Origin of the sequence: Bacillus sp. AY2-1, from assembly GCF_008368965.1 — a bacterium.
Lineage (GTDB): Bacteria > Bacillota > Bacilli > Bacillales > Bacillaceae_G > Bacillus_A > Bacillus_A thuringiensis_S.
The window spans coordinates 1-15,846 of record NZ_QPEL01000010.1; the positions used below are offsets into that span (position 1 = coordinate 1).

Sequence of the window (15,846 nt, forward strand, 5' to 3'; positions counted from 1 at the left end):
AGAGTAGGACGTCGCCAAGCTATTTATATCATCGCGGGGTGGAGCAGTACGGTAGCTCGTCGGGCTCATAACCCGAAGGTCGCAGGTTCAAATCCTGTCCCCGCAACCAAATGGTCCCGTGGTGTAGTGGTTAACATGCCTGCCTGTCACGCAGGAGATCGCCGGTTCGACCCCGGTCGGGACCGCCATTTTATATAAAGAAAAGAACGAAACAAGTTGTTTCGTATTTTTTTATTTGTTTTAACAAAAAACTAATAAAGACAGTCAAACTATCCTTAGGACAACTCCTAAGGACTTTTTTATATATTCAAAACCTGTATAATAAAGAGCAGAGAACATTGTGAGTAAAGTAGGTGAAGTCTGTGAGTAAATATGAAGTAACAACAAAATCTTCTGAGGAAACACAAAGATTATCAGAAAAACTAGGTGAACTCGTAGAGGCACAAGATGTAATTATTTTAGAAGGAGATCTTGGAGCTGGTAAGACGACTTTTACAAAGGGACTAGCAAAAGGTCTTGGAGTGAAAAGAGTTGTAAATAGTCCTACCTTTAATATTATTAAAGAATATAAAGGAAGATTACCGCTATATCATATGGACGTGTATCGCTTAGCAGAAAGCGAAGAGGACTTAGGCTTTGATGAGTATTTCTACGGTGAAGGAATTACGGTAGTGGAATGGGCTCATTTAATAGAAGCATATTTACCGAATGAAAAGTTACAAATTAGTTTATTCCATGCGGGAGATGACACAAGAAAAATTATACTCGAGCCAATTGGAGATCGCTATATTAGATTATGTGAGGAGCTATTACAAGATGAAAGTACTAGCAATTGATACTTCAAATTACGTAATGGGTGTATCCCTTATTGAGGAAGGAAACGTGATTGGGGAAATCATTACAAATTTGACGAAAAACCATTCTGTACGTCTTATGCCAGCTGTAGAGCAACTGTTAAAAGAATGTGGTGTAAAACCGAAGGAATTAACTAAAATCGTTGTAGCTGCTGGACCTGGATCATATACAGGTGTTCGCATAGGCGTGACAGCGGCAAAAACATTAGCTTGGTCACTTCAAATACCAATTGTAGGTGTATCAAGTTTAGAGGTAGTAGCTGCAAACGGTGCTAACTTTAATGGATTAATTTGTCCTTTATTTGATGGAAGGCGTGGGCAAATCTATACTGGATTATATACATACGAAGGAGAGCAGTTAACTTCAATAGAAGAAGACCGAATTATTCTTATTGTAGACTGGTTGCAAATGTTAAAAGATAAAGGACAGCCTGTTTTATTTATCGGTAATGATGTTAAATTGCATAAAGAAACAATTATAGAATATTTAGGTGATCAAGCTGTATTCGCTCCTTTTACTAAAAATAATCCAAGACCAAGTGAGCTAGCATTTTTAGGATTACAAAAAGAAGAACATGATGTGCATACGTTTGTTCCGAGCTATCTTCGTTTAGCTGAAGCTGAAACAAAGTGGTTAGAAAGTCAAAACAAGTAGGGGCCTTGCAGAAGATGGATATGATATTTAGAAAGATGGAACTTGATGATATTGCTCAAATTGTAGCTATTGAAGAAGTATCTTTTTCAACTCCTTGGACTGCAGATGCTTTTCACCGTGAATTAACGATGAATGAACATGCACATTATATTGTGTTAGAAAAAGATGGTCGTGTAATCGGGTATTGTGGATTGTGGATAATTATTGATGAATCACATATAACAAATATAGCTATTTTGCCAGAATACCGAGGTCAAAAGTTAGGAGATGCCTTATTGAAAGCAGTTATTTCAGAAGCGAAAGAACTAGGGGTAAAAACAATGACGCTTGAAGTACGTGTATCAAATGAAGTAGCAAAGCAGTTATACAAAAAATATGGATTTCAAAATGGTGGAATTCGTAAACGATACTATGCAGACAATCAGGAAGATGGTCTTGTAATGTGGGTGAATATATAATGGAAAAAAATACGATTATACTTGGGATTGAAACGAGCTGTGATGAAACAGCGGTAGCGGTTGTTAAAAATGGGACGGAAATTATTGCGAATGTCGTTGCATCACAAATTGAAAGTCATAAACGTTTTGGCGGCGTTGTACCAGAGATTGCATCCCGTCATCATGTAGAAGAAATTACAGTTGTGTTAGAAGAAGCTTTAAAAGAAGCAAACATAACATTTGATGATATTGATGCAATCGCTGTAACAGAAGGGCCTGGTTTAGTAGGAGCACTTCTAATTGGGGTAAATGCAGCGAAGGCAGTAGCTTTTGCACATGATATTCCGCTAGTCGGTGTTCATCATATTGCTGGTCATATTTATGCGAACCGTTTAGTAAAAGAAGTGCAATTCCCGCTATTATCACTTGTTGTATCTGGTGGGCATACAGAACTTGTTTATATGAAAGAACATGGTTCATTTGAAGTAATTGGTGAAACGCGAGATGATGCAGCTGGAGAAGCATATGATAAAGTAGCTCGTACGTTATCTATGCCATATCCAGGTGGTCCTCATATTGATCGCCTTGCACATGAAGGAGAACCAACAATTGATTTGCCTCGTGCATGGCTAGAACCGGATTCATATGATTTTAGCTTTAGTGGATTGAAATCAGCAGTTATCAACACTGTGCATAACGCGAAACAACGTGGTATAGAAATTAAACCAGAAGATTTAGCGGCAAGTTTCCAAGAAAGTGTAATAGATGTACTTGTAACGAAAGCAGCTCGTGCAGCAGCAGCTTATAATGTAAAGCAATTACTTCTTGCTGGTGGAGTAGCTGCTAATAAAGGACTTCGTGCCCGATTAGAAGAAGAATTTGCACAAAAAGAAAACATTGAACTAATTATTCCACCGCTATCTTTATGCACAGATAATGCAGCAATGATTGCAGCGGCAGGGACAATTGCGTATGAACAAGGCAAGCGTGCAACATTAGCCTTAAATGCGAATCCAGGATTAGATATTGAAGCATAGTTATGCACATAATTAACCACAGCTTGTGGATAAAACCCATGTTATCTGTTGATAATGTGGGTTTTATTGTGTATATAAAGTGTTGATAACTTTTTCGTTGGCTGTGGGTAATGTGGAAAAGTTGGTTTAATAGTTATTTTATAAAGGTGGATATGTGTATAAACTTGTGGATAAACTAGATGAAGTCTGACCTTTGAGTGTATTGTTTTTCGGGAAATAAAAAGCAAGAAGATATCCCCGAAAAACATTTTTTAATATCCCTCCATTATAGAGGGTGCTGATATTGTCAATCCTTGTCGGTAAATCGATATTTCGTGTCGAATCGTTTATGTATATAGGGTTACGATAGATGTATTTGAAAAATCGTTGATATATTCCCAGTTACCATTGATATATCCAAAAAATTATTTATGTACTTAAAGAAAAAAGATGTCGCATAGTCAAAAATCATGACTGATGAGACATCTTCCTTATTTAAATACTCTTATACATGCAGCTCTTCCCACTCTGCCATACAAGTTTCAAGCTGTTCTTGTAGCGTTTGTTTTTTAGTTGTAATTTCACTAGCTTTTTCATAATCTGCATATATTTCTGGTAAGCAAAGTTGATCTTCTAACGTAGCAATTTCTTCTTCTAAGTTTACGATATTTTGTTCTAGCTCTTCAATTTTTCGAGTGCGTTGACGTTCTAATTGTTTACGCTCTTTTTCTTCGAGATAATTTAATTTTTCTTGAGCTACAGTTTTTTGAACAGGTGCCTGATTTTCTTGCTGTTCTTGTTGTTCAAATGCTGCACGTTCAATCATTTCATTTTTCTTCTCCACATAGTAATCGTAATCCCCTAAATATTCCTGTGCGCCTTCTGTTGATAACTCAACCACAGTCGTTGTTACACGGTTAATAAAGTAGCGGTCATGTGAGACAAATAGAAGAGTCCCTGGATAATCAATTAAAGCATTCTCTAAAATCTCTTTACTATTTAAATCAAGGTGGTTCGTAGGCTCATCCAGAATTAATAAATTTGACTTTTGCATCATAAGTTTCGCAAGAGCTAATCGAGCTTTTTGTCCACCACTAAGGGAAGATACTGGTTTCAGTACATCATCTCCTGTGAATAAAAAATTCCCGAGTATAGTACGGATTTCTTTTTCAGGTTGCAGTGGATATTCATCCCATAGTTCATTTAAAACCCGTTTAGAAGATGTTAAATTTGCTTGTTCTTGGTCATAATAGCCAACAGATACATTTGATCCGAAAGAAACATTACCATTTAATAGTGGTAACTTATTCACAATAGATTTTAATAATGTGGATTTCCCAATTCCGTTTGGACCAACTAAGGCAACACTATCTCCGCGAGTTAAGCGCATAGTTACGTGTTCAATTATAGGGTCCTCCTCATAGCCGATGGTTGCATCTTTTACTTGTAAAACATCATTTCCACTTTGCTTTTCAATATCGAAGTGGAATGATGCTGACTTAGAATCCCCTAATGGTCTCGTTAATAATTCCATTCTGTCTAGTTGTTTACGGCGACTTTGAGCACGTTTCGTTGTAGAAGCGCGAGCTATATTCTTTTGAACGAAGTCCTCAAGTTTTGCGATTTCATCTTGTTGTTTTTCGTAACGTTTCATTTCTTGATCATATAATGCTGATTTTAAGTCTAAATATTTACTGTAGTTACCAACAAATCGTCTGCTTTCTTTATTCGAAATTTCATATACTTGTGTAACGAGTTTGTCTAAGAAATAACGGTCATGGGAAACGATTAATATTGCGCCAGGATAACCTTGTAAATATTGCTCAAGCCATGTTAATGTTTCAATGTCTAAATGGTTTGTAGGCTCGTCCAAAATAAGTAAGTCTGGTTTTGTTAATAATAATTTCCCGAGAGCTAATCTTGTTTTTTGCCCGCCACTTAAAGTAGAGATCGTCGTCTGGTGTGTTTCAACTGGGAAGCCAAGGCCGCTTAAAATGGAGCGAATATCCGCTTCGTATTGATATCCACCTTGATCTTTATAATTGAGTTGCAATTGGTCATAATCAGCTAACAATCTTTCATATATAGCTTCGTTTGAAAAGTTTTCTTCTTTTCCCATTTCTTGCTCAAGCTTTCGAAGTTTTGTCTCCATTTGCTGTAAGTGGGTAAAGACGGTTAGCATTTCATCCCAAATTGTTAAAGACGTTTCTAGGCCAGTATTTTGAGCTAAATACCCGATTGAGACATCTTTCGGTTTTATAATTTCGCCACCATCATGTGATAACTCACCAGCGATAATTTTTAATAATGTAGATTTTCCAGCTCCATTCCTTCCAACTAATGCGATACGATCTTTTGTTTGTACTTCCAATTTTATGTTTGCAAGAATTGTTTCTGCACCGTATAATTTCGAAAGTCCATTTACTTGTAATAAAATCAATGTTCTCACCTCAAATAATTTCTTAACTTTGCCATGTTTATATTTCTCAATCATACTAAAAATAGTGTATAGTTTAAAATAAAGAGAGAATACTTCTTCTCTTTATTATACAAGGAATTTAATGAGTGCTAAACTTCTGTATTTGATTAAAGTATATGAATAAAGATAGGAAGAGAGGAGAGGTCATATGGATCAGCAAAAGATTCCACAAGCCACTGCTAAAAGATTGCCTCTATACTATCGATTTATCCAAAACTTATCTCTTTCTGGTAAGCAGCGTGTTTCATCGGCCGAATTGAGTGAAGCGGTAAAAGTAGATTCCGCAACAATACGAAGAGATTTTTCGTATTTTGGAGCATTAGGGAAAAAGGGATATGGATATAACGTAAATTATTTATTATCATTTTTCCGCGAAACACTTGATCAAGATGATATAACGCGTGTAGCACTTATTGGAGTAGGTAATTTAGGGACCGCTTTCTTACATTATAATTTCACGAAAAACAATAATACAAAAATTGAAATGGCATTTGATGTTAGTGAAGAGAAAGTTGGAACAGAAATCGGGGGCATTCCTGTATATCATTTAGATGAATTAGAAGAGAGATTATCAAATGATATACAAGTGGCAATATTAACAGTACCGGCTACAGTAGCACAAGCTGTAGCAGATAGATTAGCTGAAACGAGCGTGCACGGTATTTTGAATTTCACACCAGCACGATTAAACGTATCAGAGAATATTAGAATTCATCATATTGATTTAGCTGTAGAGTTACAAACATTAGTTTACTTTTTGAAAAACTATCCACAATAAAACGCAGAGGAAGCGACCTCTGCGTTTTATTATTGTTTCTTCTTTGTGAATTTAACTAATATAAGGCGAAGTGCCAAATTAAAATCAATTGTTGCCATAACTGCAAATAGTATTGTCCACACATTCCAGATTGTATCTGTCACGTTCGTAATGGCGAAGCGTGTAAAGATACATCCAAGAAGGAAGTATAATGCGGCCATGAACAATGGTGAGTTTCTCATACAAAAAATCCTCCGATAAATCCTTGCATTTTTTCAGCTTCTTTAATCATTTCTTGAATTTGCTCATTGCTCATAAAAATTTGCCCAATAGCGACTAATGTATTCATCGCAACATGAGCTGCAATAGGAACGATAATGCGCTTCGTCTTCACATATAAGAAGGCGAATACGAGCCCCATAGCAGTGTATACCAATAAGTGAGTAAAATCAAAATGAATTGCTGCGAATACAAGTGAACTAATGATAGCTGCAATAAAGAAGTTGAACTTCTTATAAAGTGCACCGAATAGAATTTTTCTAAATACGATTTCTTCTAAGATAGGTCCGATTATAGATACAACAATAAGGAACCAAGGGGTAGTTCGTGCAATTTCCATCAGTTTCATTGTATTTTCTGAACCTTGTTTAATTCCTAGTAGCTGCATCTCGATCATACCGGCAACTATTTGTGAAAAGAAAGCTAAGAATAATCCGATGAAAATCCACCCAATTGTAGCTGGAACAGAAGAGCGCGTTGCATCTAAATGTCTGTCGCGAATATCTGTTCTAAGTAACCAAAGTACGATACATAATGCAACAAAGAAGCTAATAATTGCCCAGTGTCCCATTATGATTTGTCCTTTTTCCTCAATGGTAAATCCTCTATTATCATAGAGTCCTGTTTTTAGGAGAAGTGGTAATCCAACAGCGCCAGATAATTGCATTAAAATGTATGTAACGATAATCCACCAGTATTGTTTCTTCAAATGGTTTAACCATCCTTTCTAACTCTAGTGTATGAGATGAGGTAGGATAACATGTAAATATGTTATCTACGATATAAACTTTCATTCGAATTATGATTTTTTTGTAAATACGTATTTTAAATTAAAGTAGGAGACAGGAAAAAGTTGTACGTTTAGCGAAAACAACTTAGGGTGTCTTTCATATTGTAACATACGAGTAGGGGAAACAACGATTCATATAGTAGAGGCAGTATTCTATATAGAAAGTTTATATAGTAATTTGCGAAAAAATTATGATTTTTTTACTTGCAAAAGAAATTGAGATTATTTATTATTATAAGTGTGTTAGCACTCGGGTGACTTGAGTGCTAATAAATAAAATTTACATAACAAAATGAGGAGGTTATTGTTCATGCTAAAGCCATTAGGTGATCGCGTTGTAATTGAGCTTGTTCAAGCAGAAGAAAAAACAGCAAGTGGTATTGTATTACCAGACACTGCAAAAGAAAAACCACAAGAGGGTAAAGTTGTTGCAGTAGGTACTGGTCGAGTGCTTGAAAATGGTGAGCGTGTTGCTTTAGAGGTAGCAGCAGGTGATCTTATCATCTTCTCAAAATATGCAGGTACTGAAGTGAAATATGAAGGTACAGACTACTTGATTTTACGTGAAAGTGACATTTTAGCAGTTATCGGTTAATTATATAAATCTTAAAAAAATCCAAGGGGGTCAATTATTATGGCAAAAGATATTAAATTTAGTGAAGAAGCACGTCGTTCGATGCTTCGCGGTGTCGACACTCTTGCAAACGCAGTAAAAGTAACGCTTGGACCAAAAGGTCGTAACGTTGTACTTGAGAAAAAATTCGGTTCACCACTTATTACAAATGATGGTGTAACAATCGCAAAAGAAATCGAATTAGAAGATGCATTCGAAAACATGGGTGCGAAATTAGTAGCAGAAGTTGCTAGCAAAACAAATGATGTAGCTGGTGACGGAACAACAACTGCAACTGTATTAGCGCAAGCTATGATTCGTGAAGGTCTTAAAAACGTAACAGCTGGTGCTAACCCAATGGGTCTTCGTAAAGGTATCGAAAAAGCTGTTACTGCTGCAATTGAAGAATTAAAAACGATTTCTAAACCAATCGAAGGCAAATCTTCTATCGCGCAAGTAGCTGCTATTTCTGCAGCTGACGAAGAAGTAGGTCAATTAATCGCTGAAGCAATGGAGCGCGTTGGTAACGATGGCGTTATTACTTTAGAAGAGTCTAAAGGATTCACAACAGAATTAGACGTAGTAGAAGGTATGCAATTTGATCGTGGATATGCATCTCCTTACATGATTACTGATTCTGACAAAATGGAAGCAGTTCTTGATAACCCATACATCTTAATTACTGACAAAAAGATTTCTAACATCCAAGAAATCTTACCAGTATTAGAGCAAGTGGTACAACAAGGTAAACCACTTCTTATCATTGCTGAAGATGTAGAAGGCGAAGCTTTAGCTACATTAGTAGTGAACAAACTTCGTGGTACATTCAACGTAGTAGCTGTTAAAGCTCCTGGATTTGGTGACCGTCGTAAAGCAATGCTAGAAGATATCGCAATCTTAACTGGTGGCGAAGTAATCACTGAAGAATTAGGTCGTGACTTAAAATCTGCTACAGTTGAATCTTTAGGACGCGCTGGTAAAGTTGTTGTTACAAAAGAAAACACAACTGTAGTTGAAGGTATTGGAAATACAGAGCAAATCGCAGCTCGTATCGGTCAAATCCGTGCGCAATTAGAAGAAACAACTTCTGAATTCGATCGTGAAAAATTACAAGAGCGTCTTGCTAAACTAGCAGGTGGCGTAGCGGTAATTAAAGTAGGTGCAGCAACTGAAACTGAGTTAAAAGAGCGCAAACTTCGCATTGAAGATGCACTTAACTCAACTCGTGCAGCAGTAGAAGAAGGTATCGTTGCAGGTGGTGGTACTTCACTTATGAACGTATACACGAAAGTAGCTTCTATCGTAGCTGAAGGCGACGAAGCAACAGGTATCAACATCGTACTTCGCGCACTAGAAGAGCCAGTTCGTCAAATCGCAATCAACGCTGGTCTAGAAGGATCTGTAGTTGTAGAGCGTCTAAAAGGCGAAAAAGTAGGCGTTGGTTTCAATGCAGCTACTGGCGAATGGGTTAACATGCTTGAGTCTGGTATCGTAGATCCAGCTAAAGTAACTCGTTCTGCACTTCAAAACGCAGCATCTGTTGCAGCTATGTTCTTAACAACTGAAGCTGTAGTAGCTGACAAGCCAGAACCAAATGCACCAGCAATGCCTGACATGGGCGGCATGGGCATGGGCGGTATGGGCGGAATGATGTAATTCCGTTTGCCCTAAAAAACATCCATTTCTATATAGAAATGGATGTTTTTTTATGTTTTTTAGAAAAGGAAATGAATTTCTGTAGAATTTTGTCGCTTTCTCTCTTGACCATATAGATACTTCATTGTTAGAATCTAGGAAGATAATATAAAACGATCCTTCATATATCCTCAATGATATGGTTTGAGAGTCTCTACCGGGTTACCGTAAACAACCTGACTATGAAGGCAGTGTGTCTTATATTTATAAAGAGCGGAGACTATCTTTCTTTATAAAGCCAGACCCCTGCCTTTTCTTTGTTATGAGACTAGAGGCGGAGGACTGGCTTTTTTTATTATATTAGTAATGCTTTTCGCCAAATTGGTGAAAATATTTATATACGAGAACTAACGTTGGGGTGATTATTTTGAAGAAGCAACACGATACAATTATCGTTTTAGATTTTGGAAGTCAATACAATCAGTTAATAGCACGTCGAATTCGTGAGTTCGGTGTATACAGTGAACTTCATCCACATACAATTACTGCAGAAGAAATTAAAGCAATGAATCCAAAAGGGATTATTTTCTCTGGTGGACCAAATAGCGTATACGGTGAAGGTGCATTACATTGTGATGAAAAAATCTTCGAACTAGGATTACCGATTTTCGGTATCTGTTACGGTATGCAGCTTATGACACAACACTTCGGTGGTAAAGTAGAGCGTGCCAACCACCGTGAGTACGGAAAAGCTGTTCTTAAAGTAGAGAACGAATCAAAATTATATGCGAACCTTCCAGAAGAGCAAGTTGTATGGATGAGCCATGGCGACTTAGTAACTGGTTTACCTGAAGGATTTGTAGTAGACGCAACAAGTGAGTCTTGTCCAATTGCTGGTATGAGCAATGAAGAGAAAAACTTATACGGTGTACAATTCCACCCAGAAGTACGTCACTCTGAGCACGGTAACGATTTAATTAAAAACTTCGTATTCGGTGTATGTGGTTGTTCTGAAGGATGGAACATGGAGAACTTTATCGAAGTAGAACTAGAGAAAATTCGTGAAACTGTTGGAGACAAAAAAGTACTATGCGCACTTAGCGGCGGTGTAGACTCTTCTGTTGTAGCAGTATTAATTCATAAAGCAATCGGCGATCAATTAACATGTATTTTCGTTGACCATGGTTTACTTCGTAAAGGTGAAGCGGAAGGCGTTATGAAAACATTCAGCGAAGGCTTCCACATGAACGTTATTAAAGTGGATGCACAAGAACGTTTCATGAACAAGTTAAAAGGTGTAGAAGATCCAGAACAAAAACGTAAAATCATTGGTAATGAATTCATTTACGTATTTGATGATGAAGCTTCTAAATTACAAGGTATGGACTTCTTAGCACAAGGTACACTTTACACAGACATCGTTGAAAGTGGTACAGCAACTGCACAAACAATTAAATCTCACCATAACGTTGGTGGACTTCCAGAAGACATGCAGTTCAAATTAATTGAGCCTTTAAATACGTTATTTAAAGATGAAGTACGTGTATTAGGATCTGAACTAGGAATTCCTGATGAAATCGTATGGCGTCAACCATTCCCAGGTCCTGGTCTTGGTATTCGTGTATTAGGTGAAATCACAGAAGAGAAATTAGAAATCGTTCGTGAATCTGATGCGATTTTACGTGAAGAAATTATTAAAGCAGGATTAGACCGCGAAATCTGGCAATACTTCACTGCGCTTCCTGGCATGCGTAGCGTAGGTGTTATGGGTGACGAGCGTACTTACGATTACACAGTAGGTATCCGCGCGGTAACATCTATCGACGGTATGACAGCTGACTGGGCACGTATCCCTTGGGACGTATTAGAGAAAATCTCTGTTCGTATCGTAAACGAAGTAAAACACGTTAACCGTATCGTGTATGATGTAACGAGTAAGCCACCAGCAACTATTGAGTGGGAATAGTATTGTAATAAAAAAGATCCATCTATCATTCATGAATAGATGGATCTTTTTGTTTTTACCATTAATACGAACGAAAGTATAAAAGTTTATAAAAATGTTCGTTTTTAAATTGACAAAAGTGCCTATGCGAGTTAATATGAGTATGTAATTCAAACGAAAAGTGAATATTATGCCGTCGTATAATATCGGGGATATGGCCCGAAAGTTTCTACCTAGCTACCGTAAATGGCTTGACTACGAGGCGTTTGTATAAAGACGAGGGGAAACTTGTCTTTGTTTATAGAACGCTTCCATGTATATATGCAATGGAAGCCTTTTTTATTTCTCGGGATAAAAGAGGGCTAGGAGAAATACGGCGAGTAATCATATAACGGGGGAAACGTAAGATGAAACGCTATTTTCAGTTTGATGAGCTCGGTACGAATTATAAGACTGAGTTCATAGCAGGGTTAACGACATTTCTATCTATGGCTTACGTACTGTTTGTCAATCCTGCTACGCTGTCGCTTGGAAATGTTAAAGGGTTACCAGCAGGTACAGGGATGGATCCAGGTGCAGTATTCGTTGCTACGGCATTAGCGGCAGCGATTGGTTCGTTAATTATGGGTATTTTTGCGAAGTATCCAATTGCTTTAGCGCCAGGTATGGGAATTAACGCGTTCTTTGCTTATACAGCAGTGTTAACGATGGGTATTCCTTGGCAAACAGCAATTGCTGGAACATTAATGTCAGGTATTATCTTTATTATTCTTACAGCTTCAGGTATTCGTGAAAAAATTATTAATGCAATTCCATCAGAGTTAAAGTTTGCAGTAGCGGCAGGTATTGGATTATTCATTGCTTTCCTTGGATTCCAAAATGCCGGAATTATTGTGAAAAATGATGCTGTTCTTGTTGGGTTGGGGGACTTAACAAAGGGCACAACGTTACTAGCGATCTTCGGGGTTGTTACTACAATCATCTTTATGATTAAGAAAGTTAATGGTGCAGTATTTTACGGTATGATTCTTACAGCGATCTTAGGAGTAGCAACAGGATTAATTGATACTCCGAAAGCTGTAGTGGGAGCAATACCGAGCCTAGAACCAACGTTCGGTGCTGCGTTAACGCACTTTGGAGATATTTTCACTGTTCAAATGGGTATTGTTATTATAACGTTCTTCTTTATCGATTTCTTTGATACAGCAGGTACGCTTGTAGCGGTTGCGAATCAAGCTGGATTAATGAAGAACAATAAATTACCACGTGCAGGAAAAGCATTATTTGCAGATGCGATTGCAACTGTAATTGGTGCAATCTTGGGTACATCAACAACAACGTCTTACATTGAGTCTTCTGCAGGGGTAGCAGCAGGAGGACGTTCTGGATTTACAGCAGTTGTAACAGCAGGATTCTTCTTACTGGCATTATTCTTCTCGCCATTACTAAGTGTTGTAACGCCAGCTGTAACGGCACCAGCTTTAATTATTGTAGGAATCTTGATGGTTTCTTCCTTAGGGGAAATTGATTGGAAGAAATTCGAGATTGCAGTGCCAGCATTCTTTACAATTATCTCTATGCCACTTACGTATAGTATCGCAACTGGGATTGCGATTGGATTTATCTTCTATCCAATTACAATGGTTGTGAGTGGTCGTCGTAAAGAGGTTCATCCGATTATGTATGTTATGGGAGTTTTATTTGTACTATATTTCATCTACGTTCGTAAATAAAGTGAAACTTTAATCAGAGTGGGGGAAACCCCACCCTGATTATTAGTTGAACCAATCGGGCTTTTAAGGGCAGTTGATCTGCCGCGTAACATCGTTGATTTGGGCAGTTTTTGAAGTGGGAGTCTTACTGCCCGTTAATGCGGGATAAAAGGGGTTTTTTAAAAGGTCTAGACTTAAGGGGAGTCTAGACCTTTTTTGCGTCTTCAGAAAATCTTAAGGATTTCCGAGCGTTTTTCTTCAGAAGTTTTCCTATAATAGAAGTTAGGGATTAAAAAAGTGATGGGGGAGATATTGTGGCACACGAAACAATACTTGTCGTAGATGATGAAAAAGAAATTCGAAATTTAATTACAATCTATTTAAAGAATGAAGGATATAAAGTATTGCAAGCAGGAGACGGGGAAGAAGGATTACGTTTACTAGAAGAAAATGAAGTACATCTAGTCGTATTAGATATTATGATGCCGAAAGTGGATGGTATTCATATGTGTATGAAAGTAAGGGAAGCGAAAGAGATGCCTATTATTATGCTTTCTGCCAAAACGCAAGATATGGATAAGATTTTAGGATTAACAACAGGAGCAGATGATTACGTAACGAAGCCCTTTAATCCATTAGAGTTAATTGCACGAATTAAATCTCAGTTACGCCGTTATATGAAAATGAATGGTTTCGCTGTCCAAAATGAGGACGAGTTAGAAATTGGAGAGATGAAAATCAACATCTCGACCCATAAAGTTATTGTAGAGGGAGAAGAAGTGAAACTAACTCCGAGGGAATTTTCAATTTTAGAATTGCTAACTAGAAATCCAGGTATGGTGTTTAGTGCGGAGCAAATTTATGAAAAGGTGTGGAACGAACGATCTTTCCAGTCTGATAATACTGTAATGGTGCATATTCGAAAAGTGCGTGAAAAGATTGAGGAGAATCCAAGGAAACCTAGATATATAAAAACGGTATGGGGAGTGGGATATAAGATTGAAAAAGATATTTAATCCGTTTACTTATGTTCGGAAAATTCGAGAATTAATTGAAAAGATAATAAAGAGCGTGAAACGGAGTATAAGGATTCAACTTATTACGGCGTTTACTGCTTGTGCGTTATTAGGTCTCTTTGTATCAACGAAGATAGTAGCACCTATTTTTGAAGATGCTAGCCAACATGCCGAGATTAATTACAGAGATGGTATGGAGCAAATTAATCGTAAAGCTCAAAGTACAGCGGAAATGATGGTTGTTGAAAATAAATTAGATGCTGTACAAAACATGATAGAGCTAGAAAATGAGAATTTAGAGCAAGGGCATGATGCCTTTAAAATATTAGTTACTGACGAAAATGGTAAAGTTTTGTATAAAACGAAGCAAGCGCAAGAAGAACAAATTAATTTGCATAATACAATTCGTAATGCGACTTCATTTGCTATCAATTATTCAAATAATAATGATATTGAAAGATCAAGAAAAGAGTTTATTACATTCTCGCCTATTACAATTGAAGGTAAGAACTTATATATGTTTGTAAGTGGGATTCCTCAAGGGGAGGTAGTGTACTATAAAGTAGAAGGACCATTCCCGTTTTTAATGGGTGTTCTTGTATTCATTTTCTCTTTCTTCTATATAACAAAGAGAAAGATGAAGCAGATTGAAGCAATGGCACAAGGTGTAAAGGAAATAGAAAGAGGTAACTTAGCGTACCGCATTGAGAAAAAAGGTGAAGATGAGATTGCGTCTTTAACTGAGAATATTAATAATATGGCGGAAGAGCTTATGAATAATATAGAAAAGGAACGTAAATTAGAAAAGCAGAAAAATGAGCTTATCACAAATGTATCTCATGATTTGCGTACACCACTTACTTCTATTATGGGTTACTTACGATTACTTCGAGATTCTAAATATGAAAATAAAGAACAACATGATGAGTATACAAGAATTGCTTTTGTAAAGTCGGAGCAGTTAAAGAATTTAATAGAAGATTTATTTGAGTATACGAAGTTAACAAATGAACAAGTTGTATTAGAAAAACAAGAAGTATGTGTAAATGAGTTGCTTGAGCAATTAATAGAAGAGTTAGTACCGCAGGCGGAAGAACATGGACTTACGTTTGTTAAGAAGTTTCCTGAGGAACGTACTTATGCATCGATTGATTCGGAAAAGATGGTTCGTGTATTTGATAATTTACTAATGAATGCGATTAAGTACAGTAAAGATGATGGAGAGATAAAAGTTTCTCTTCAAAGGCAGCGTAGGGATATACAAATTGTAATTGCGAATCATAGTGAAGAGTTTACGAGAGAAGAGTTAGTGAATTTGTTTGAACGTTTCTATAAGAAGGATCAATCTCGAAGTAGAGTAACGGAAGGATCGGGACTTGGCTTAGCGATTGCGAAAAGTATTGTTGAGTTGCAAGGTGGTAGTATTCGAGCGGAATATAGGGATGGTATTATTCAATTTATCGTCTCTTTACCAATTATAGAAAAATAATAAATGAATAGAATGATATGTGATAAAAAGGCTTATTTTAAAAGAAATAAGCCTTTTTATATTTTTTATAAAAACATATTGACGATTAGAGATTAGAGGTGTAATATAGAACAAGTCGCCGATGACAATAACGTCGCAAGCGACAAATGAAATGAAAAACTTAGTTGAC

The 15,846-nt window shown here is 36.9% G+C and carries 14 protein-coding genes, 2 tRNA genes and 2 riboswitches; of the genes, 13 read left to right on the forward strand and 3 right to left on the reverse strand.

The genetic code is table 11. The features are described from left to right. Nucleotides 1-32 precede the first annotated feature (32 nt). The 6 genes from DN403_RS01340 (at nucleotide 33) to tsaD (ending at nucleotide 2,983) form a co-directional block, all read left to right on the forward strand. Nucleotides 33-109: transfer RNA gene (locus tag DN403_RS01340), tRNA-Met, on the forward strand. Nucleotides 110-112: 3 nt separating this feature from the next. Continuing rightward, nucleotides 113-188: transfer RNA gene (locus DN403_RS01345), tRNA-Asp, on the forward strand. A 174-nt stretch (nucleotides 189-362) separates the two neighbouring features. After that, the gene (gene tsaE / locus DN403_RS01350) at nucleotides 363-836 is read left to right on the forward strand and encodes a tRNA (adenosine(37)-N6)-threonylcarbamoyltransferase complex ATPase subunit type 1 TsaE (RefSeq protein ID WP_000049642.1); all 474 of its coding nucleotides are present in this window, start codon (nucleotides 363-365) and stop codon (nucleotides 834-836) included. Next, nucleotides 817-1,509: a tRNA (adenosine(37)-N6)-threonylcarbamoyltransferase complex dimerization subunit type 1 TsaB gene (gene tsaB / locus DN403_RS01355; RefSeq protein WP_000865772.1), complete on the forward strand. Its 693-nt coding sequence runs from the start codon at nucleotides 817-819 to the stop codon at nucleotides 1,507-1,509. The genes tsaE and tsaB overlap by 20 nt, the downstream gene beginning before the upstream one ends. 14 nt (nucleotides 1,510-1,523) lie before the next feature. Continuing rightward, nucleotides 1,524-1,967, forward strand: coding sequence for a ribosomal protein S18-alanine N-acetyltransferase (rimI, locus tag DN403_RS01360; RefSeq protein ID WP_000367207.1), 444 nt, complete (start codon nucleotides 1,524-1,526; stop codon nucleotides 1,965-1,967). Continuing rightward, entirely contained in the window at nucleotides 1,967-2,983 is a 1,017-nt protein-coding gene (gene tsaD, locus DN403_RS01365; protein WP_000414592.1) for a tRNA (adenosine(37)-N6)-threonylcarbamoyltransferase complex transferase subunit TsaD, read from the forward strand. The genes rimI and tsaD overlap by 1 nt, the downstream gene beginning before the upstream one ends. A gap of 484 nt (nucleotides 2,984-3,467) precedes the next feature. Here tsaD and DN403_RS01370 read toward each other — a convergent pair whose 3' ends face one another. Beyond that, a complete protein-coding gene (locus DN403_RS01370) occupies nucleotides 3,468-5,402 on the reverse strand; it encodes an ABC-F family ATP-binding cassette domain-containing protein (protein ID WP_000602172.1) in 1,935 nt (644 codons plus the stop codon). Nucleotides 5,403-5,589: 187 nt separating this feature from the next. Between DN403_RS01370 and DN403_RS01375 the strand changes: the two genes are divergently transcribed. Then, nucleotides 5,590-6,219: a redox-sensing transcriptional repressor Rex gene (locus DN403_RS01375; protein WP_000372699.1), complete on the forward strand. Its 630-nt coding sequence runs from the start codon at nucleotides 5,590-5,592 to the stop codon at nucleotides 6,217-6,219. A gap of 29 nt (nucleotides 6,220-6,248) precedes the next feature. On the opposite strand, the gene DN403_RS01380 is transcribed toward DN403_RS01375, so the two are convergent. Continuing rightward, nucleotides 6,249-6,440 carry a YdiK family protein gene (locus DN403_RS01380; RefSeq protein ID WP_001246204.1) on the reverse strand — a complete coding sequence of 64 codons (192 nt, stop codon included), beginning with the start codon at nucleotides 6,438-6,440 and terminating at the stop codon, nucleotides 6,249-6,251. Then, nucleotides 6,437-7,186: a CPBP family intramembrane glutamic endopeptidase gene (locus DN403_RS01385; RefSeq protein WP_000745315.1), complete on the reverse strand. Its 750-nt coding sequence runs from the start codon at nucleotides 7,184-7,186 to the stop codon at nucleotides 6,437-6,439. The genes DN403_RS01380 and DN403_RS01385 overlap by 4 nt, the downstream gene beginning before the upstream one ends. A gap of 391 nt (nucleotides 7,187-7,577) precedes the next feature. On the opposite strand from DN403_RS01385, the gene groES reads away from it, so the two are divergent. From groES to DN403_RS01415, 6 genes are all read left to right on the forward strand, one after another. After that, nucleotides 7,578-7,862, forward strand: a complete 285-nt coding sequence (gene groES, locus DN403_RS01390; RefSeq protein ID WP_000917311.1) for a co-chaperone GroES — start codon at nucleotides 7,578-7,580, stop codon at nucleotides 7,860-7,862. 39 nt (nucleotides 7,863-7,901) lie between these two features. Beyond that, nucleotides 7,902-9,536 carry a chaperonin GroEL gene (gene groL / locus DN403_RS01395; RefSeq protein ID WP_001029992.1) on the forward strand — a complete coding sequence of 545 codons (1,635 nt, stop codon included), beginning with the start codon at nucleotides 7,902-7,904 and terminating at the stop codon, nucleotides 9,534-9,536. A gap of 140 nt (nucleotides 9,537-9,676) precedes the next feature. After that, nucleotides 9,677-9,778, forward strand: a riboswitch (purine riboswitch). A gap of 164 nt (nucleotides 9,779-9,942) precedes the next feature. Further along, nucleotides 9,943-11,481, forward strand: a complete 1,539-nt coding sequence (gene guaA / locus DN403_RS01400) for a glutamine-hydrolyzing GMP synthase (protein ID WP_000743914.1) — start codon at nucleotides 9,943-9,945, stop codon at nucleotides 11,479-11,481. 155 nt (nucleotides 11,482-11,636) lie between these two features. After that, nucleotides 11,637-11,738, forward strand: a riboswitch (purine riboswitch). Between the two features lie 129 nt (nucleotides 11,739-11,867). After that, nucleotides 11,868-13,193 carry an NCS2 family permease gene (locus DN403_RS01405; protein WP_000833094.1) on the forward strand — a complete coding sequence of 442 codons (1,326 nt, stop codon included), beginning with the start codon at nucleotides 11,868-11,870 and terminating at the stop codon, nucleotides 13,191-13,193. A 293-nt stretch (nucleotides 13,194-13,486) separates the two neighbouring features. Then, the gene (locus DN403_RS01410; protein WP_000929886.1) at nucleotides 13,487-14,188 is read left to right on the forward strand and encodes a response regulator transcription factor; all 702 of its coding nucleotides are present in this window, start codon (nucleotides 13,487-13,489) and stop codon (nucleotides 14,186-14,188) included. Continuing rightward, on the forward strand, nucleotides 14,172-15,677 hold the full coding sequence (locus DN403_RS01415; RefSeq protein WP_000719237.1) for a sensor histidine kinase: 1,506 nt from the start codon (nucleotides 14,172-14,174) through the stop codon (nucleotides 15,675-15,677). The genes DN403_RS01410 and DN403_RS01415 overlap by 17 nt, the downstream gene beginning before the upstream one ends. Nucleotides 15,678-15,846 lie beyond the last annotated feature (169 nt).